The 17,056-nt window shown below is 69.6% G+C and carries 17 protein-coding genes; 7 read left to right on the top strand and 10 right to left on the bottom strand.

Translation table 11 applies throughout. The features are described 5' to 3' along the window. Window positions 1-69 precede the first annotated feature (69 nt). Window positions 70-477, top strand: coding sequence for an ATP-binding protein (locus AVL59_RS44145; protein WP_237281818.1), 408 nt, complete (start codon window positions 70-72; stop codon window positions 475-477). A gap of 12 nt (window positions 478-489) precedes the next feature. Here AVL59_RS44145 and haaN read toward each other — a convergent pair whose 3' ends face one another. From haaN to haaT, 4 genes are all read right to left on the bottom strand, one after another. After that, on the bottom strand, window positions 490-969 hold the full coding sequence (haaN, locus tag AVL59_RS44140) for a cyclophane-containing RiPP N-acetyltransferase HaaN (RefSeq protein WP_067315653.1): 480 nt from the start codon (window positions 967-969) through the stop codon (window positions 490-492). Window positions 970-1,060: 91 nt separating this feature from the next. After that, window positions 1,061-2,221, bottom strand: coding sequence for an FxsB family cyclophane-forming radical SAM/SPASM peptide maturase (locus AVL59_RS44135; RefSeq protein ID WP_067315651.1), 1,161 nt, complete (start codon window positions 2,219-2,221; stop codon window positions 1,061-1,063). A 13-nt stretch (window positions 2,222-2,234) separates the two neighbouring features. Beyond that, window positions 2,235-2,438, bottom strand: a complete 204-nt coding sequence (haaA, locus tag AVL59_RS52895; RefSeq protein WP_067315648.1) for a HaaA family cyclophane-containing RiPP peptide — start codon at window positions 2,436-2,438, stop codon at window positions 2,235-2,237. A gap of 125 nt (window positions 2,439-2,563) precedes the next feature. Next, window positions 2,564-5,341, bottom strand: a complete 2,778-nt coding sequence (gene haaT, locus AVL59_RS44125) for a cyclophane-containing RiPP biosynthesis TPR protein HaaT (protein ID WP_067315646.1) — start codon at window positions 5,339-5,341, stop codon at window positions 2,564-2,566. 263 nt (window positions 5,342-5,604) lie between these two features. Between haaT and AVL59_RS44120 the strand changes: the two genes are divergently transcribed. Together AVL59_RS44120 and AVL59_RS44115 are read left to right on the top strand one after the other, a co-directional pair. Further along, entirely contained in the window at window positions 5,605-5,784 is a 180-nt protein-coding gene (locus tag AVL59_RS44120; protein ID WP_208870551.1) for an ATP-binding protein, read from the top strand. Window positions 5,785-6,011: 227 nt separating this feature from the next. Further along, window positions 6,012-6,794, top strand: coding sequence for a DNA-binding protein (locus tag AVL59_RS44115; RefSeq protein ID WP_067315643.1), 783 nt, complete (start codon window positions 6,012-6,014; stop codon window positions 6,792-6,794). Between the two features lie 170 nt (window positions 6,795-6,964). On the opposite strand, the gene AVL59_RS44110 is transcribed toward AVL59_RS44115, so the two are convergent. After that, window positions 6,965-7,417 (bottom strand): SgcJ/EcaC family oxidoreductase, encoded by a 453-nt coding sequence (locus tag AVL59_RS44110; RefSeq protein ID WP_067315640.1) that lies wholly within the window; start codon window positions 7,415-7,417, stop codon window positions 6,965-6,967. Between the two features lie 95 nt (window positions 7,418-7,512). On the opposite strand from AVL59_RS44110, the gene AVL59_RS44105 reads away from it, so the two are divergent. After that, window positions 7,513-8,013, top strand: coding sequence for a MarR family winged helix-turn-helix transcriptional regulator (locus tag AVL59_RS44105; RefSeq protein WP_067315637.1), 501 nt, complete (start codon window positions 7,513-7,515; stop codon window positions 8,011-8,013). Window positions 8,014-8,031: 18 nt separating this feature from the next. Here the strand turns inward: AVL59_RS44105 and AVL59_RS44100 are convergent, their stop codons facing one another. Further along, complete coding sequence (locus AVL59_RS44100) at window positions 8,032-9,057, bottom strand: alpha/beta fold hydrolase (protein ID WP_067315634.1); 1,026 nt, start codon at window positions 9,055-9,057, stop codon at window positions 8,032-8,034. A gap of 105 nt (window positions 9,058-9,162) precedes the next feature. On the opposite strand from AVL59_RS44100, the gene AVL59_RS44095 reads away from it, so the two are divergent. After that, window positions 9,163-9,903, top strand: a complete 741-nt coding sequence (locus tag AVL59_RS44095) for a TetR/AcrR family transcriptional regulator (RefSeq protein ID WP_067315632.1) — start codon at window positions 9,163-9,165, stop codon at window positions 9,901-9,903. 95 nt (window positions 9,904-9,998) lie between these two features. Then, window positions 9,999-11,114 (top strand): ADP-ribosylglycohydrolase family protein, encoded by a 1,116-nt coding sequence (locus AVL59_RS44090; protein ID WP_067315630.1) that lies wholly within the window; start codon window positions 9,999-10,001, stop codon window positions 11,112-11,114. A gap of 13 nt (window positions 11,115-11,127) precedes the next feature. On the opposite strand, the gene AVL59_RS44085 is transcribed toward AVL59_RS44090, so the two are convergent. From AVL59_RS44085 to AVL59_RS44075, 3 genes are all read right to left on the bottom strand, one after another. Then, window positions 11,128-11,490, bottom strand: coding sequence for a hypothetical protein (locus AVL59_RS44085; protein ID WP_067315627.1), 363 nt, complete (start codon window positions 11,488-11,490; stop codon window positions 11,128-11,130). Window positions 11,491-11,600: 110 nt separating this feature from the next. After that, complete coding sequence (locus tag AVL59_RS44080; protein WP_067318494.1) at window positions 11,601-13,166, bottom strand: sodium:solute symporter family protein; 1,566 nt, start codon at window positions 13,164-13,166, stop codon at window positions 11,601-11,603. 103 nt (window positions 13,167-13,269) lie between these two features. Then, the gene (locus AVL59_RS44075; protein WP_067315625.1) at window positions 13,270-14,058 is read right to left on the bottom strand and encodes an SDR family oxidoreductase; all 789 of its coding nucleotides are present in this window, start codon (window positions 14,056-14,058) and stop codon (window positions 13,270-13,272) included. A gap of 72 nt (window positions 14,059-14,130) precedes the next feature. Between AVL59_RS44075 and AVL59_RS44070 the strand changes: the two genes are divergently transcribed. Beyond that, complete coding sequence (locus AVL59_RS44070) at window positions 14,131-14,970, top strand: hypothetical protein (RefSeq protein WP_067315623.1); 840 nt, start codon at window positions 14,131-14,133, stop codon at window positions 14,968-14,970. Between the two features lie 3 nt (window positions 14,971-14,973). Here the strand turns inward: AVL59_RS44070 and AVL59_RS44065 are convergent, their stop codons facing one another. Beyond that, window positions 14,974-16,935, bottom strand: coding sequence for an MFS transporter (locus AVL59_RS44065; RefSeq protein ID WP_208870550.1), 1,962 nt, complete (start codon window positions 16,933-16,935; stop codon window positions 14,974-14,976). Between the last annotated feature and the right edge of the window lie 121 nt (window positions 16,936-17,056).

Genomic DNA, 17,056 nt, shown 5'->3' with positions numbered 1-17,056 from the left:
CCGGACAGTCACGCTGCGTACCGTGGTCGTCGCTGTTCAGAGTAGGGAGGAATGACCACGCTGGGTGACGTGAACGAAAAAAACCACCTCCGCATCCAGCTGTCGGCAACCCGCAGAGGCGCCCGTCTCGCCCGCCTCCTCACGGAGCGCCATCTGGCCGACTGGGGCGTGCCGTTCGAGGAGGCGGTGCAGGTGGTGGCGGAGCTGGCCGCCAACGCCGTACTGCACGGAAGGGTCAGGGGAAGGGACTTCAGGCTCGGCCTGAAACTGCACGACGACGGCACGCTCCGTATCGAGGTGACCGACGCCCGGTGCGACCGGATCCCGCGTACCCCGGACCCGGCGGCTCAGGACTCGGAGACCGGCCGGGGACTACTGATCGTCGCGGCCTACGCCCACCGCTGGGGTGTGGACGAAGCCCCCGCCCACGCCAAGACCGTCTGGGCCGAACTCGCACCGGGACGTGGCGGGGCGTGACGTCGCGGCTGCTCAGGCCGTGCTGCTGTCGACCTGGTAGACGATCTTCCCGTTGGACTCGGCGAACCCGAGCGACTTGTAGAAGGCCCGCGCGCCCGGGTTGTCGCGGTCGGTCATCCATTCCACTCGGCTGCACCCGCGGCGCGTGGCGGCCAGGGCGCGGAGTTCGTCCATGAGGCGGACACCGATGCCCTGCCGGCGCAGGGCGTCGCGGACGTAGAGCTCCTTGAGGAACAGGGAGTGCGAGGAGCCGGCGGCAGGCCAGAGGAAGGAGTAGGCGGCCAGGCCGACGATGTCCCCGGTCTCGTCCGCAACGAGCAGGGCGGAAGCCAGCGGCGGCGCACCGAAGAGGGCCTCTTCCACCTGGGAGCGGCGCTCTTCAAGCGGCTGGATATCAGCGTCATTCGCCCCGTAGAAGCGCTCAATCTCCTCGATCAGCTGGGCCACGGCGGGGATGTCCCGCTTCTCCGCGGGACGGATCGTCACGGTCATCCGCGCCTCCTGTTGTTCCTTGGTCGCTTCGGTCGCTGTTGCACTTGTTCGCTCCAACGCGTCATTCCCCCGCGGCGGTACGCACACGCGCCTACGGAGACGAAGTGGCCTGCGTGTGCGGGCTCCAGCCATGCTGCCGCAGCGAGCCCTGGACATGCCGGATGAGGTACTCCAGGTCCGCGCAGTAGACCGACGGATTCCGGTAGCCGACGGCGGCGCTGAAGCGGTGCGGGAGGTAGCCCCCGCCGCACACGTCCACGAGCGGGCAACCGCGGCACTTCTCCGCGAGCGTGTCCTTGCCGTACTGGCGATGCAGCAGTTTCGGATGCGGCAGCGCCTCGTCGAAGGAGTGGTGGAAGACGTCAAGGCCGAGCCAAGTGGCGCCCTCCTCGACCGACCGCAGGGTGTCCACGGCCTCGATCGAACCGTCGGACTCGATCACGATGCTCGTCGGAGGAGCCAGGCCGAGCGTCTCCACCGAGCCGCGCACGCCGGAGCTGAGGGCCACGATGTCCTCCAGCATCCGGATGCTGTGCCGGTACTCGGGCCGAGCGAGCCAGGCGTCGTAGACCCTGCTCATCCATAACCCGTACTCGGGCACGCTCGGGCAGCCGCGGCTGGGCGGGTCGTCGTGGGTCGCGTGCGGCAGGCCGAAGTCGATCACGGGCGGTTCGAACGCCGCCAGGTAGTTGTGAACCTCCACGGGGTCGTTGGCCAGGTCCACGACGGCCAGCAGCCCCGCGAACAGGTGCGGCCGGGACCGCAGCAACTCGATGCCGCGCACGACGGAGGCGGCGCTCGACCGCCCGGCGTGGGTGAGCCGATGCCGGTCGTTCGCGCTCGGCGGCCCGTCGAGGCTGACGCCCACCGCCACCCCGTACCGTTCGAAGAGGTTCAGCCAGCCGCCGGACAGCAGGGTCCCGTTGGTCTGGAGCTCGAATCGGACCTGCGTCCCGCTTGGTACCCCTTCCCGGACGGCGCCCAAGAGGTCGGCCAGGTGTCGGACGCCGACCAGCAACGGCTCTCCGCCGTGCACTACGACATGGACGGCCTGCAGATCGTGTGCTGCGGCGTGTTCACCGACCCGACGAGCAGCTGCCCGGGCCACGTCCAGGTCCATCCGGGCGGGCAGACGCCGTGCCGCCTGGTCCTTGGAGTTGAAGACGAAGCAGTAGTCGCAGTCGATGTTGCAGCGGTTGGCGACCTTGAGGATGAACGTCCGGAAAGGAGCTTGGGCTCCGGGGTGCGTCATCGAGCGGACGAGCTCACAGCGGCCAGGGCCAGATGAGCGAGGCTGCGTGGGTGCCGTCGCCGACCCGGTTCGTCGCGGCCTGCTCGGTTTCCAGCCGCTGCCGGACGCGCGCGGCCACACGGTCCAGGACCGCGGTACCCGAGGCCGTCGGCTCCGCGGATGCCGGGCTGAGAGGCATCATGTCGCGAGGCTCCCTGACGGACGTGGGTGACGGCATTCAACACTCCTCGTGAGAAACGTGCCGAGTCCCGGCACGGTGCGACGGGGTTGAAGTAACAGACCAAAGGCAACGTAGCACCCTCAACATCCGTACACTGATGGGGAATTCGGCCACTGCTGAGCTCAACCCCGCTGCGACACCAGCAGCCGTTCGACGTCGTCGGCTGCCGAATTCGCACCCAGTCGCCGGTACAAGATGACCGCGGTACGCAGCAGGTCCTCTGCCCGAACTGGTCCGTCGACCACCAGGTCGCAGCGGCCGATACCTTCCAGGGCCCGCGCTTCTTCCAAGGGGCAGTGGATGTCCTGCGCGAGGCGAAGTGCCTGCTGGAAGTGCTCGCGTGCGTCTGCCGGGTCGCTGGAAACGAGCAACTTGCCCCAGTGATTCAGGAGCTCCGCCTCTCCGCACCGGTCGCCGAGGGCGCGTTGGATCTCCAGGCTTCGCTCGAACGCCTCTATGGCACCGGCTCGCTCGCCGAGCACGCCGCGGGTCGCGCCCAGTTCACTCAGCGAGGCAGCCTCACCCCCGCGGCTGCCGAGTTCGCGGTAAGTGTCCAGGGCCTCTTCCTGTAGCCGGGACGCCGCATGGGCATCCCCGGACACACGCTCCACCACGCCCAGAAGACGCACGCTGTTCGCCCTGCCGAACCGGTCGCCGAGTTCGGTGAAGTGCGTCAAGGCTTGGCTGTGCGCTGCCCGCGCTCCCTCGATGTCTCCGGTGAGCCGCCGAACCGCCCCCGACTCGTTGAGGGCATACGCCTGGTGTTCGCGGTCGTCCAGCTCGGCGTAGATGTCGAACGCCTCATGATGGTGCCGCGCGGCCAGGTCGTAGGCGCCCGTGAGGCAGTGGACGACGCCCAGGTCCCGCAGGGAGTTCGCCTCCCCGTACCGGTCGCCAAGCTCTCGGTAGATCGACAGGGCCTCACTCTGCGCCTCCGTCGCGGCGTCGAACCGGCTCATCTGGCGCCACACCATGCCGAGGTCGGCGAGTGCGTTGGCCTGGCCGAGCCGGTAGTCCAGCTCCCGGTAGAGAGTCAGGGCCTCGGTTTGGGCGCGGGCCGCGTCGGCGTTGTCGGCGGTCAGGTACCACACGATGCCCAGCTGGTTCAGGGCGTCCGCCTTGCCGCGTCGGTCGCCGACGGCGTCGTATTGCGTCACCGCTTCGTTCAGGGTCTCGACGGCTTCGGGGTATGCGGCCATGAAGCGCCGTACGACCCCCAGCTCGGCAAGGGCATGGGCCAGTGCCTGCCGGTCGCCGACTTGGCGTGCGGCCCCGGCGGCGGTCCTGTGGAGCCCGACTGCCTGGTCCCAGGGGCCGGCCTGGCGGAGAAAGGGTGCCATGGCCACAGCCATTCGCATCACGGCGTCGTACAGGGAGAGGCTGTTCGCCCGCCGGATGCAGGCCAGGATGTTGGCACGCTCGTTCTCCAGCCAGTTCAAAGCGTCCGCTCTCGACTGCAGGACAGGAGTCTCCACCTGTCGAGGGGCGTCAGGAGGAGGCGGCACCGAGGCGCCGCTGCGGACGATGTGCCCGTTCGCGTCGGCGAGAGCGGAGAGGTAGTACATGCACAAGCGCTGGACGGACTGTACGTGGTCCATGCTGTCCCCCTCGGAGGCGAGACCGCGGGCGTAGTCGCGCAGTAGGTCATGAAGCCGGTAACGACTACCAGGATGCTCGTCGATCAGGTGGTCGTCATAGAGCCCGTCGAGGTGTCGGCGGGCCACAACGACCGAGACCTCGCCAAGGGCCGCACCGACGTACGCGTCGAGATCGGTGCCCGGGTAGAGGCCGAGCTGTCGGAAGACTCGCTGCCGCTCCGGGGTGAGATCCCGGTAGGAGAGATCGAAGGTCGCGGTGATGGCGCGCTCCCCTGCGCGCAGCTCTCCCAGGCGGTCCTGCTCCGCCACCAGCCGCTCGTGCAGGTCTTCGGCTTTCCATGAGGGATGGTGTCGGAGCCGCGCCGCGAGCAGTGACACGCCCAGTGGCAGGTATCCGCAGAGCCGCACCAGCTCGTTCAGCACACCGTGGTCGAGCTCGTCCGCCGGCCGACCGCTGAGCCGTACGAACAGGTCCGCCGCGTGCTCCGGCGGCAGTGCGTCCACTGGCAGGACCACCTCTTCATGGGCAGCCAGCCGCTTTCGACTGGTCACCAGCACCAGGCACTCGTCCCCACCCGGGAGCAGAGGTTCCAACTGCTGGTAGCTGGCCGCGTTGTCGAGGATCAGCAATGCCTTCTTGTCGGCGAGCCTGCTGCGCCACATGGCGGCCCGGGCCTCGGTGACGGCTCCGACGTCGTCGCTGACGGGTATCTGATGCGTCGGCACCCCGGTGGCCGCGAGCAGCGCGGCCAGTGCCTCGCCCGCCTGCACGGGGTTACGGCCATGAGTGTGCCCATTGAGGTTCAGGAAGAGCTGCCCGTCCGGGAAACGGTCGGACAGGATGTGTCCGGCGTGTACCGCCAAGGCGGTCTTGCCGACGCCGGGCATGCCGTCGATCACATGGACCGGCAGGGCCTCACCGTTCTCCTGCGCGACACGTACCGAGCGCACCAGCGAGTTCAGCTCGGCGGTCCGGTTGGTGAACGCCGTGGTATCGCGCGGCAGCGACCGAAGCACCAGAGCAGCACCGGGCGGGTCCGCCGCGTCAACCCGACGTGACGTCGGATCATGGCCCTGGACCTCCGTTCGGTGACCGTCCAACAGGGCGAGCAATGCCGTCAGCCCGGCGGTAGCCGCCCCCAGCATGACGAACGACAGCCAGGGATGAACCTGCAACCAGCGCAGCCAGCCAGGCCAACGCGACTGGGCTGAGGCCGTGTTCGTCACGAGACCCGCGAGCATCGCCGTGACGGCGCCGACACCCGCGACGGCAGCGATCGGTGCACCGCGCCGCATCCTCATGTCCGAGGCTCCATGACGATGGCCCAAAGGGACAGATGGAGTGCATGCAGGCACACCTGAAACACGTGGCAACCCCCGAATCCCGACGTCCCTCGCAAAGTAAGCGGATCAGCCGTTACGGACCCGGGTCAAGGGCGGCTCCACGCCACGTTCCGTCTCGTATCGGCCATTCGCGGCGGATTCCTGAGGCTGACGACGGTTGCCCTCGCTGACCGACCGGCGCCTGCGAAGGCTGTGAGGGAACTGCACGGCCGGGTATAGAGGTGACCGACGCCCGGTGCGACCGGATCCCGCGTACCCCGGACCCGGCGGCTCAGGACTCGGAGACCGGCCGGGGACTACTGATCGTCGCGGCCTACGCCCACCGCTGGGGTGTGGACGAAGCCCCCGCCCACGCCAAGACCGTCTGGGCCGAACTCGCACCGGGACGTGGCGGGGCGTGACCCGGTGGCTCCCGACGCCAAAGACCAAAGAACCGGGGAAAGAACCAACCCCACCCCCACCGCCCCCGTCGATCACCCGCCGGAGTGAATATGCCCAACGCAACTGGCGTGGCGGGGTAGTTGTGGTGCAACGTCGGCGAAAGCAACCCCCAGACATGCATCGGCCCTCGCCGGGACTGGCATCCCAGTGCGAGGGCCTGATCACCGAGGAAGAGGAAAGCTTCCCTGTGACTGACAAGCAGCCTAGCGCGCCCGCGCGCGCCAAGACCCGGCATTCCTCCGGCGTCACCCACGTGAACGAACCTCACCACGACAACTTCACCGTGGTCGGCAATCACCTCGCCCAGCACTCCGAGCTGTCGCTGGTGGCCATCGGGCTGGCGCTGCACATCCAGTCGTTGCCGAAGGGCACTCCGATCGGCATCAAGGTGCTGGCGGCGAAGTTTCCCGAGGGCGAGATCCGGATCGCGGCGGCCCTTCGTGAGCTGGAGGAACACGGATACCTCGCGCGCCCCAGGGAGCGTCTTCAATCGGGGCAAGTGACGACCCGGACGATCTCGTACAACAGGCCCAGGGCCGTGGTGGCCGCCGCGGCACCGGCCACCCCCAAGCCCGAGGCTGTACCGAAGGCTCCCGCACCATCCGGCAAGGGCAAGGCCACTGAACTGCTAGCCGGCCTCCGTGCTCACGACTCCCGCCTTCTCCTCACCGAGCGGGACGTGATCCGCCTGGCTCCGGCCGTCTCCGAGTGGCTGGAGCGAGGCGTGCCACCCACGGCCGTAGTGCGCACCCTGACGACCGGCCTGCCCCAGGACCCGATCAAGCACCCGGCGGCTTTCCTGCAGCACCGCCTCACCGCCCAACTGCCGCCCCGCCTCCCGGCCGCGCCACCCCGCCCGGCGCTGTACCGCCCGTCCCCACTCCAGACCTGTGACGGCTGCGAGCGAGCCTTCCGGGCCCCTCACCCGGGCCGCTGCCGCGACTGCCGTACTTGCGCGGAGGCGGCATGAGCCCGAGGAGATCCATGGCAGCGACCTCTCCAGACCTCTGATCCCTCCGGAGCGTGCTGCCCGGCTGAGGGAACTGGAGCGGATCGTTGATGCAGGGGGCAGGACCCCGCAGCGGCCATCGCGGAGATCCGCGGGATCCGTGACGGAGCCGAGGCGGAGCTGGACTGCGCTCACCTCTCGGCCGCCGGGACGAGTCCCGGCGCGAACCGGTAGGAGATCGACTCCATCAGCGGCTTGCGCTTGGTGTTGTGGAAGGCCGCGATGCGCCACGTGTCGTCGCTCCCGCGGACCAGGGTGTACGTCTGGATCTTGGTGAGCTTGTGCGGTCGCTTGCCCGTGTAGGTGTCGCCGCGCCCGTTGACCACGGCCGTGTCCGTTCCGTGGAAACGGATGTCGAGGACCTCGTCGGCGAGCCTGCTGCCCTTGAGGAAGCCCGTGAACAGGGTGCGGTGGCTGTCCACGATGTCCTGGCGCCCCTGGTAGTAGGTGCCGACGTAGGTGATGTAGGTGGCGTCCGGGGTGAACAGTTCGCCGTAGGCGTCGGCGTCGTGCCGCTCCCATGCGGCGACCAGGTCGTTCAGTACGGAGGTGATGGCGGCGACGTCGTGGGTGGCGTTCGACATGGTGGAGGTCTCCTCTGCTCGCTAGACTGCATGCAGATTCTGAACGAAAGCAGTATCTGCATCCGTGCAGATAAATTTAGGAGGGAACTCCGGTGATGGCAACCCCTGTGGGTGGCGGGGACGAGCACGTGATCTTCCGCCAGTACCTGGACGCGGTGGGCCTCCAGGGCCTGGCCAGCGCGGAGGCCGCCGGTCTGCACACGTCGGAGTGGTACGCGCTCAGCCTGATCGCGGCGGAAGGCGGGCTCACCTCGGGTGAACTGGCCACCAGGACCGGGCTGACCACCGGTGCGACCACGCGCCTGATCGACCGCCTGGAGCGGGCCGGGTACGCGCGCCGCACCGCGGACCCCAGGGACCGCCGACGGGTGATCGTCGAGCCGGTCCCGGACGCGCTCGGCCGGATCGAGGAGGTGGTGGGCCCCGCCCGCCGCCACATCGCCGAGATCCTCGCCCGCTACACCCCTGAGCAGCGTGCTGTGCTCTTCGACTACTTCGAGCACGCCGCGCCCGCGTTCCGTGCGGCCACCGAGGAGATCCGCAAGTCGGTGGCGCCCAGGCGCAGGAGGGCCGCCCGGCCCGAGGACGGCGGCTGACCCCTGCGTCACGGTGCTTCAGCGCACCGCCGCGTCCCCCGTCACCACGGGCCGCACCTTGCTCAGCATCAGGTCCAGGAACTGGTCCGGGTGCCGGAAGGACGCGAAGTGGCTCGCCTCCCTGATGAGGGCGAAGTCCTTCACGGGGGCCGTGACCTCCTCGTGGAAGCGGCGGGCCGGCTCCGGTGGGGTCAGGACGTCGCTGTCGCCCTGGAAGAGGAAGAAGGGGAGGCGGAAGGACGTGCCCTCGGCCCGTTCGTCGACCGTCATCGCCTGTGGGCCCAGCTGCTCGGAGAAGTTCATGCCCTTCAGGTACGAGCGCAGCCCGCGCAGGTTGTGGAACGGGGAGAACCAGAGCGAGCGGATCACCACCGTCTTCATGGTGTCGTAGGTCAGCGGGTCGGTCGTGACGACGATCTTCGCGTGCTCCGACCACTCGTGTGCGGACCAGGCCGTGCGGTCCGGGCCCATCGCCACCACCTTCGCCAGCTCCTTCTTCTTGCCCGCCTTCTCCAGGCGGGCCAGCAGCGCCTCGTACGACGAGGTGTCGCGGCCGCCGCCGATGATGTTCTGGTCGGTGCCGACGTACGCCGAGTACAGCTCGGGGTGATTGCGGGCCAGCCGCAGACCGGTGACCGTGCCGAAGCTGTTGGCGACGAGGAGGAGCTTGGCGACGCCGAGGCGGGCGCGGACGTGTTCCGTCACCTCCAGGGCGTCGGTGTAGAGGCGGTCGAGCGCCATCTCGCCCTGGCCGGCCGGGCCGCCCGCCGCGAACGTCCTGCCCGCGCCCCGCATGTCCCAGCGCACGATCGTGAAGTGCCGCTCCCAGGCGCGGGTACGCGGGGCGAAGATCAGGTTGGAGGCGCCGGGGCCGCCGTGGATCTCCAGGACCACGGGGTTCGACAGGTCCTCGCCGCGGATCGAGATCCACTGGTCGATGCCGCCGATACGGACGTACGACCCCTCGTCGATGCCGTTCGGTGCGGTGATGCGCAGTTTCTTCGCGAGCGACGCGCGCTTGAGGGCCCGGTAGGTGAGCAGCATGGTGTTCCCCCTAAACTGTTTATGCCGTCAGCAGTTGTGTTTACGGTATATACAGTTGGTGGGCGGAGTCAACGGGCTTCGTCCGGACCGAAGGGGAGGAACCGCATGGCCGCCCGGAACAAGGAGCAGGACAAGCCGCGCGATCCACGGGCGAGCCTCGCGCTGCTGTGGGGCGAGCAGGATCAGCCCACCCGGGGGCCCAAGCCGAAGCTGTCCCCGCGGCAGATCGCCGCGGCCGCCGTCGAACTGGCCGACGGGGAAGGGCTGGACGCCGTTTCCATGAGCAAGGTGGCCGGCGGATTCGGGGTGTCCGCCATGGCGCTGTACCGGTACGTCCCCGGGAAGGGCGAACTCGTCGAACTGATGGTGGAGGCCGTGCTCGCCGAGGGCCCGGATCTGTCGGAGGTGCCGGAGGGGGACTGGCGGGCGGGCGCGCAGGAGTGGACACGGCAGTGCGCGCGCGTCTACGCCGCCCATCCCTGGCTGCTCACCGCCACCGCGATGCGCCGCCAGATCATGGGGCCGCGGCAGCTGGGCTGGCTCGATGCGGCGCTCGCCGTCCTGGAGCCGACCGGCCTCGGCGCCGCCCAGCGGCATCGGATCTTCCTGCTCCTCGTCGGACACGTGCGCAACCTCGCCCAGCAGGTGTCCGACCACGACGAGGAGCGGGACCGGGAGTGGAACCGCCTCACCGGCGAACTGCTCGCCCGCCACGCGGACCGTTTCCCGGCCCTCACCAAGGCGATCGCCGAGGGCGCCTTCGAGCCGGCCGGCGTCGACCCGCTCGACTTCGGCCTCGACCGGATCCTGGACGGAGTCGAAGCGCTCATAGCTGTGCGGGAATGACCGGGCAGGGCCGATTTGCCCCCGTGAACCGACCGTCCCCGGTCGATTACAGTGCTCAGCGTCGTACGTACGGACGGTGCCGTGAGGAGGTCTGGGTGGGTGCCACGTCCGGTGCGGTCTGGGGCCGCGCCGAGCAGCAGGACTTCCGCAGCCGGGTGCGCGGCACCCTGCTCGGCGTCGCCGTCGGCGACGCGCTCGGCGGACCGGCCGATGCGCTCGCCCTCGACGAGATCCGCTCCGTGTACGGCGGGGAGGGCCTGCTCGACCTGGCCTACGGGCACGGAGGACGCGGTACGGTCACCCACCACACCCAGCTCACCCTCTTCACGGTGGACGGGCTGATCCGGGCCCAGGTGCGCCGGGACACCGGCGCCTGGCATCCGCCGACCGATCTGCACCGGGCGTATCTGCGCTGGGCGGCCACCCAGCGGGACTGGGGGCCCGACGAGCGCCGCAAGGACGACGGGTGGCTGGCGCGGGAGGAGTGGCTCTACGCCCGCCGGGATCCGACCCGGGCGCTGCTCATCGGCCTCGGCGACGACACCATGGGCACGCTGGAGACCCCGAAGAATCCGGGTGAGCTGGGTCCGGAGGCCGTAGCCCGTTCCGCTCCCTTCGGCCTGCTGGTCGGCTGGGAGCCCCAGCTGGTGATCCAGCTGGCCGTTGAGTGCGCGGCCCAGACGCACGGGCACCCCATCGCCTACCTTTCGGCGGGCGCGTACGCCGTGATCATGCACGGCCTCGCGCGCGGCGAGAGCCTGGACGGGGCCGTGCAGCGGTCCCTCGCCCTGCTCGCCGCCCGCCCCGGCCACCAGCCGGTCTCCGACGCCCTCCAGCACGCGCTCGGCGCGGTACGGCAGGGGCTGCCCGGCCCGGCCCGGGTGGAGGAACTGGCCGGCGACGGCACCGCGGACGGCCTGCTGGCCGCGTCCGTGTACTGCGCGCTGGTGGGCGAGGACGTACGCCACGGCCTGTGCCTCGCGGTCAACCAGAGCGGGCCCTCGGCAGCGGCGGGTGCGCTGACCGGAGGGCTGCTCGGCGCGCTGCACGGCGAGACGGCGCTTCCGCCCGGGTGGCTGGTCGAGCTGGAGGGCCGGCCGACGATTCTGGAACTCGCCGACGACTTCGCGATGGAGATGACCCAGGGGCCCGCACTGCACGGGCCCGCCGGGGCGTCACCGGGGTGGCTCGCCCGCTATCCGCGGGCCTGAGCCGCGGGTGCGCTCACGCCCTGCGGCACAGGTGCACGGTCGTACCGCCGTTGTCCTCGACGTGGCGGATCTCCAGCACCCCGGTGTGCTCGATGTAGTTCACCTCCAGATGCTCGCCGGAGGCGCCGGCCGTCATCCCGGGCGGCTGCCAGGGCAGCACCAGGGACACGTGGTCGCCGACCGCCGCCGGAACGTCGGCCGCGGAGGCGGTGTGCTGTCCGGAGCCGCCACCCGCGAAGTCCTCGGGCACGCTCAGCGTCAGCCGCCCGCCCTGGAGCGACCAGGTACCCTTCTCCGGTTTCCCACCGGCCCGGTTCAGCGTCCAGACACCGTCGTCGACGATCGCGGAGAACGAGACGGTGCTGCCGCCCGGCATCGTGGACGTGACCTTCCAGGTGCCGCGGACGAGGCCGCGAACGCCTTGCCGGTCACCCCGGGGACGGGGGACGACGAGCCGCCGCCGGAGGCCCCCTTGGCAGGCTACAGTCACTGGTTGGGCGCCCCCACGATGTCGTCGCCCGCCGCGGCCGGTACCGGGACCGCGCTCACGCCGTCCCCGTCCGTGTTGACCTTGTCGATGACCGCCAGGCGTTCGGGGGTGTCCTCCGGCTTCAGCCAGCCGATCAGGATGTAGAGGACCAGGGAGACCGCCAGCGGTACGGAGACCTGGTACTGGAGGGGCACTCCGCCGTCGACGTTCCAGTTGATGGGGTAGTTGACCAGCCAGAAGGCCAGCAGGCCCGCCGCCCAGCTGGTGAGAGCCGCCGTCGGTCCCGACCGGCGGAACGGGCGGAGCAGACCGAGCATCATCGGGATCGCGATCGGGCCCATCAGGCCCGCGACCCACTTGATCACGACCGTGATGATGTCCTTGAAGGCGGGGGAGTTGACCTGTGTCGCCACCGCCATCGACAGACAGAGGAAGACGACCGTCGTCACACGGGCCGCGATCAGGCCCGAACGCTCGCCCCAGCTGCGGGCCTTCTGCGACAGCACCGGCGCCACGTCACGGGTGAAGACCGCGGCGATCGCGTTCGCGTCGGAGGAGCACATGGCCATCGTGTGCGAGAAGAACCCGACGACGACCAGGCCCAGCAGCCCGTGCGGCAGCAGATGTTCGGTCATCAGGGCGTAGGAGTCGGAGCCGTCGGGCTTCTTGGCGTGGACGAGGAGCGGGGACATCCACATGGGGAAGAAGAGGACCACCGGCCAGACCAGCCACAGGATCGCCGACAGACGTGCCGAGCGCTCGGCCTCGTGCGCGCTGCCCGTCGCCATGTAGCGCTGGGCCTGGTTGAGCATGCCGCCGTTGTACTCGAAGAGCTTGATGAAGAGGAACGCGAGCAGGAAGACCGTTCCGTACGGGCCGACCAGCGGCTTGCCGTGGCCGTGCAGTACGGGCTCGTCCCAGGCGCCGAAGAAGCCGATGTTCTTGTCGTGCAGCTTCATCACGACCGCGACGAACATCGAGACACCGGCCAGCAACTGGATGACGAACTGGCCGAGTTCGGTCAGCGCGTCCGCCCACAGACCGCCGATCGTGCAGTAGACGGCGGTGATCGCGCCCGTGATGAGGATGCCCTGGTTCAGCGTCACACCCGTGAACACCGACAACAGGGTCGCGATCGCCGCCCACTTGGCTCCGACGTCCACGATCTTCAGCAGCATGCCCGACCAGGCGAGCGCCTGCTGTGTGGAGAGGTTGTAGCGGTTCTTCAGATACTCCAGCGGGGAGGCCACATGGAGCCTGGACCGCAGCCGGTTGATGCGCGGCGCGAACAGCTTCGAGCCGATGGCGATGCCGAGCGCGATCGGAAAGGACCAGGTGATGAAGGAGGTGACGCCGTAGGTGTAGGCGATCCCCGCGTAGCCCGTGAACATCACCGCGCTGTAGCCCGACATGTGGTGCGAGATGCCGGACAGCCACCAGGGCATCTTGCCGCCGGCCGTGAAGAAGTCGCTGACGTTGTCCACGCGCTTGTGCGACCAGAGGCCGATCGCGACCATCACACCGAAGTAGCCGATCAGCACGGCCCAGTCGAGACTGTTCATGTGCCCGATCGTGAGACCGGCCACGTGAACACGACAAGCAAGATGAAGGTCAAGTCCAGGTAAAAATGTTCTGAGTGGTGACCCTCGTTCATCTACATGAACATCAGCGCATCAGTTCCCCCGCGTTGACCAGCAGCGACTGTCCCGTGATGGACCGAGCCCGGTCGGAGGCGAGGAACGCCGCCGCATCGGCCACATCCCCGTCCGTCGCCAGCTCCGGCAGCGCCATCCGCTCCGCGAGCCGCCCCAGCACCTCCGCTTCCGCCACCCCCTCCGTCTCTGCGGCGAACTGGACGTACGCCTGCACCGGCGGCCCCCACATCCAGCCCGGCAGCACCGTGTTGACCCGGATCCGGTACGGCCCGAGCTCCCGCGCCAGCGAGTACATCGCGCTGGTCAGCGCCCCCTTCGAGGCGGCGTACGCGGCCTGTTTGACCTGAGAGGGCGCGGCGACGGCCGACTGTGTCCCGATGAACACCACCGACCCGCCCCCGCCCGCCTTCAGTGCGGGCAGGCAGGCCCTGGTCATCCGCAGCGTCCCCAGCAGGTTCACGTCGATGACCGACTGCCAGGTCGCGAAGTCCGCGTCCTCGACCCCGCCGAAGTGGGAGTCCCAGGCCGCCACGTGCACCACGGCGTGGATCGCCCCGAACCGCTCCCGCGCCAGTCGCGCGAGCGCCTCGCACTGCCCTTCGTCGGTGATGTCGGTCGCCCGGTACGCCGTGTGCTTCCCGTGCGGATCGATCTCGGACGCGCTCTTGGCGAGGTTCGCCTCGGTGCGCGCCCCCAGCACCGCGTTCCCGCCGTCCCGTACGACGGCCGCCGCGACCTGGTGGCCGAGCCCGGCCCCGACCCCGGAGACGACGACGGTCTTGCCCGCGAGCAGTGACATGGCGACCTCCCGCACTCTGGCCTTTTCTGACGAGGCGTCAGAGTATGGGCGGCCGCAGGAAAGGGGAACCGCATGAGCGACGACACCCGCAGCGAGCTGTACGCCGAACTGGCCGCCGTAGGGCCGTACACGGTCCCGTTCGGGCACGCCCTGATCACCATGGTCGAACCCCGTCCCGGCCACGAGTACGCCTACAACCGCTGGTACGAGGACGACCACTACTACGCCGGCGCGATGGCCATGCCCTGGATGTACGCGGGCCGCCGCTGGGTCGCCACCCGCGATCTGCAGCTCCTGCGCTACCCCGAGAAGTCGGCCGTCGCCCAGCCGGTCACGGCCGGCTGCTACATCTCCACGTACTGGATCACCGACGGCCGCTACGACGACCACATGAAGTGGACCGTCGCCATCAACAGGCGCCTCAACCGCGACGCCCGCGTCTACCAGGACCGCACCCATGTCTTCACGGCGTTCCAGGACCGCGAGACGACGGTCTACCGGGACGGCGCGGCGGGCCCCCGCGACTTCCACGCCCTCGACCATCCGTATGCGGGGCTGGTGGTGGAGGTGATCGACGCGGACTCGGCGGAGCAGCGGGCGCGGCTGCTGGAGTGGCTGGGCGCCCGCCATCTGCCCGGCCGCCTCGCGGGTTCCCCGGCGGCCATGGTGACCGTCTTCCGGCCGACCCCCCTGCCCGGCGACCGCATGACCTACGTCAAACAGGTCGAGGGCGTCGACACCCGGCTCACCCTGCTGTGGTTTCTGGAGACGGATCCCCGGGAGTGCTGGGAGGGGCACTTCACGGGGCTGGACGAGCAGGTGGCGGAGGCAGGCCTGGGCCGGGTGGAGCTGGTGGCGCCCTTCATCCCCACGGTGCCGGGCACCGACACCTACGTGGACCGGCTCCGCTGAGGGTCAGGGCGTCTTGAGTTCGTCCGGGCAGGGCGTACCCCTGGGCAGCTGGTACGGCGCGGCCAAGTGGTACGTCCCGGCCCTGGGCGCCAGCAGCATCGTCCACTTGTCCCCCTTCTCGTCCTCCGGCGTCTGCATCAGACAGCCGTTGACGTTGTCGTACGTCTTCGGCATGCCCTCGGCCCGGTGCTTGGACGCCTCCGTCTCCTGCGGCGCCTTGAGGCTCTTGCCGTGCGCGTCGACGATGCTCAGCCACGGCGAGTACGGGATCTTGATCAGGATCCGCCCGGCCCTGCGCACCTCCAGCGTCATCTCGCCCTGCTCGGCCCGGTCCACCACCGCGTGGGGCTCGGCCATCGGCGCCGGGTCGGTCACCTTGAACAGCTGCCAGTTGGCATCGCCCCAGATCTGCGTCAGGTACGGCATCCCGCGCCGCAGCAGCGCCCGCTCGCGCTCGCCGCCGTCCCCGTCCGGGTTGTCCTTCGGCAGCACGACGAAGTGCACGGCCCACCGCTGGAGCCACTCGTGGTAGTTCGCCGAGTTGAGCGTGTCGTCGTAGAAGAGCGGGTTGCGCTCCATGTCGGCCTGCCGGTTCCAGCCGCGGGCCAGGTTGACGTACGGCGCGAGCGCGGAGGCCTCGCGGTGCGAGCTCGCCGGGACGACCTCGACCCTGCCCTTCTCCGCGCCGACCCGCTGGAGCTGGTTGACCAGCGGGGCCAGCTCACGGGCCCAGGACGCGGTCGGGGTGGTGATCACGATGTCGTCGACCGACTTGAAGCCGATCCAGCCGGCGAAGCCCAGGAACGCCAGCACGGTCACGTACCACTTGCGCGAGCGCGGCACCGTGTACGGCAGCGCGGCGATCAGCGTCGCACCCGCGAACAGCATCGGCAGCCGCGAGATGTTCGAGCCGATCTGCGAGTTGATCAGCCACACCAGGACCGTGCCGAGGCTGTATACGGCGGCCGTCAGCCGTACGGTGATCCACTCCTTGGGGACGAGGAACAGGCACAGCAGGCCGTACAGCAGGGGCAGTATCACCGAGGCGAACTTCATCGGCTGGGTGCCGGAGAAGGGGAACAGCCACGCCGAGACGGCGACCACCGCCGTGGGGGCGAGCCCCAGCGCCCATGCGCCCGGCCGCCGCTTCTGCAGGAACAGCGCGACCGCGATCAGGCCCACGAACAGCCCCGCGACCGGCGAGGCCATCGTGGCCAGCGCCGCGAGCGGGCCGGCGACCAGGGCCTTCGCCCAGCGTTTGTACCGCCACCGGTAGGGCCAGCAGAAGACGGCCGCGACCGCGCCGAGCGCGAACAGCGTGCCGAGCCCGAAGGTCACCCGTCCGGACAGCGCGTTGCAGATCAGCGCGAAGACCCCGGCGAGCGCGGCCCACAGCGGGTTCTTCACCGCCCGGCTGCGGATGAGGACCATCGTCAGCAGGCCCGCCGAGACCGTTCCGGCGATCATCATCGTCGTACGGACGCCGAGCACCGACATCAGATACGGCGACACCACGCTGTACGAGACCGGGTGCATGCCCCCGTACCAGGCGAGGTTGTACGCCGAGTCCGGGTGCCGGCCGACGAACTCCGCCCAGGCGTCCTGGGCCGCGAGATCGCCACCGCTGTTCGCGAGTGTGAAGAGCCAGATGATGTGCAGGACGCCCGCGAGGGCGGTGATGGACAGCGCGGGGTGCAGCAGGAGCCGCTGCCGCAGGGGTTCGGCGGCGGCGAGAAGGCGGGCGAGTCTGCCGTCCGGACGTGCGCCGGGACGGCCGTCGGTACGGCTGTCGTCCCGACCGTCGGCGCGGTCGCCGGCGTGGTCGTCCGTGTGACTGTCGTCACGGCCGTCCGGGCGGTCCTCCTCTTGATGACCGTCCGTGTCAGCCGCGGACAGGCATATTCGCGGGCCGGATCCCGGGTCCGGATCGGCGTCGTCGGCGCGTGTCGGCTCGGTTGTGGCCACCTGAAGGCACTCCCCGTGTCCCGTCTTCTGTTCTCGGCCGCTTCCCTCGGTGTTCCCGGCCGCTTCCCGTCCAGTTCGCGGCCCTGTCCCGTGACCGGCGACCTGCCCCGATTCGTGACGC

The sequence above is a fragment of the Streptomyces griseochromogenes genome (assembly GCF_001542625.1).
In the GTDB taxonomy this organism is placed as follows: Bacteria; Actinomycetota; Actinomycetes; order Streptomycetales; family Streptomycetaceae; genus Streptomyces; species Streptomyces griseochromogenes.
The sequence above is the reverse complement of the archived record's forward strand: the minus strand, read 5'-3'. Positions and strand labels throughout refer to the sequence as shown.

Bases quoted from the DNA above. Each gene is read 5' to 3' on its own strand.
- AVL59_RS44110 (WP_067315640.1), bottom strand. From the start codon at position 7,417: ATGTCGAACGCCACCCACGACGTCGCCGCCATCACCTCCGTACTGAAC.
- AVL59_RS44095 (WP_067315632.1), top strand. From the start codon at position 9,163: ATGGCCGCCCGGAACAAGGAGCAGGACAAGCCGCGCGATCCACGGGCG.
- AVL59_RS44135 (WP_067315651.1), bottom strand. From the start codon at position 2,221: ATGACGCACCCCGGAGCCCAAGCTCCTTTCCGGACGTTCATCCTCAAG.
- AVL59_RS44075 (WP_067315625.1), bottom strand. From the start codon at position 14,058: ATGTCACTGCTCGCGGGCAAGACCGTCGTCGTCTCCGGGGTCGGGGCC.
- AVL59_RS44070 (WP_067315623.1), top strand. From the start codon at position 14,131: ATGAGCGACGACACCCGCAGCGAGCTGTACGCCGAACTGGCCGCCGTA.
- AVL59_RS44085 (WP_067315627.1), bottom strand. From the start codon at position 11,490: ATGCCGGGCGGCAGCACCGTCTCGTTCTCCGCGATCGTCGACGACGGT.
- AVL59_RS44080 (WP_067318494.1), bottom strand. From the start codon at position 13,166: ATGAACAGTCTCGACTGGGCCGTGCTGATCGGCTACTTCGGTGTGATG.
- haaT (WP_067315646.1), bottom strand. From the start codon at position 5,341: ATGAGGATGCGGCGCGGTGCACCGATCGCTGCCGTCGCGGGTGTCGGC.
- AVL59_RS44105 (WP_067315637.1), top strand. From the start codon at position 7,513: ATGGCAACCCCTGTGGGTGGCGGGGACGAGCACGTGATCTTCCGCCAG.
- haaN (WP_067315653.1), bottom strand. From the start codon at position 969: ATGACCGTGACGATCCGTCCCGCGGAGAAGCGGGACATCCCCGCCGTG.
- haaA (WP_067315648.1), bottom strand. From the start codon at position 2,438: ATGCCGTCACCCACGTCCGTCAGGGAGCCTCGCGACATGATGCCTCTC.
- AVL59_RS44100 (WP_067315634.1), bottom strand. From the start codon at position 9,057: ATGCTGCTCACCTACCGGGCCCTCAAGCGCGCGTCGCTCGCGAAGAAA.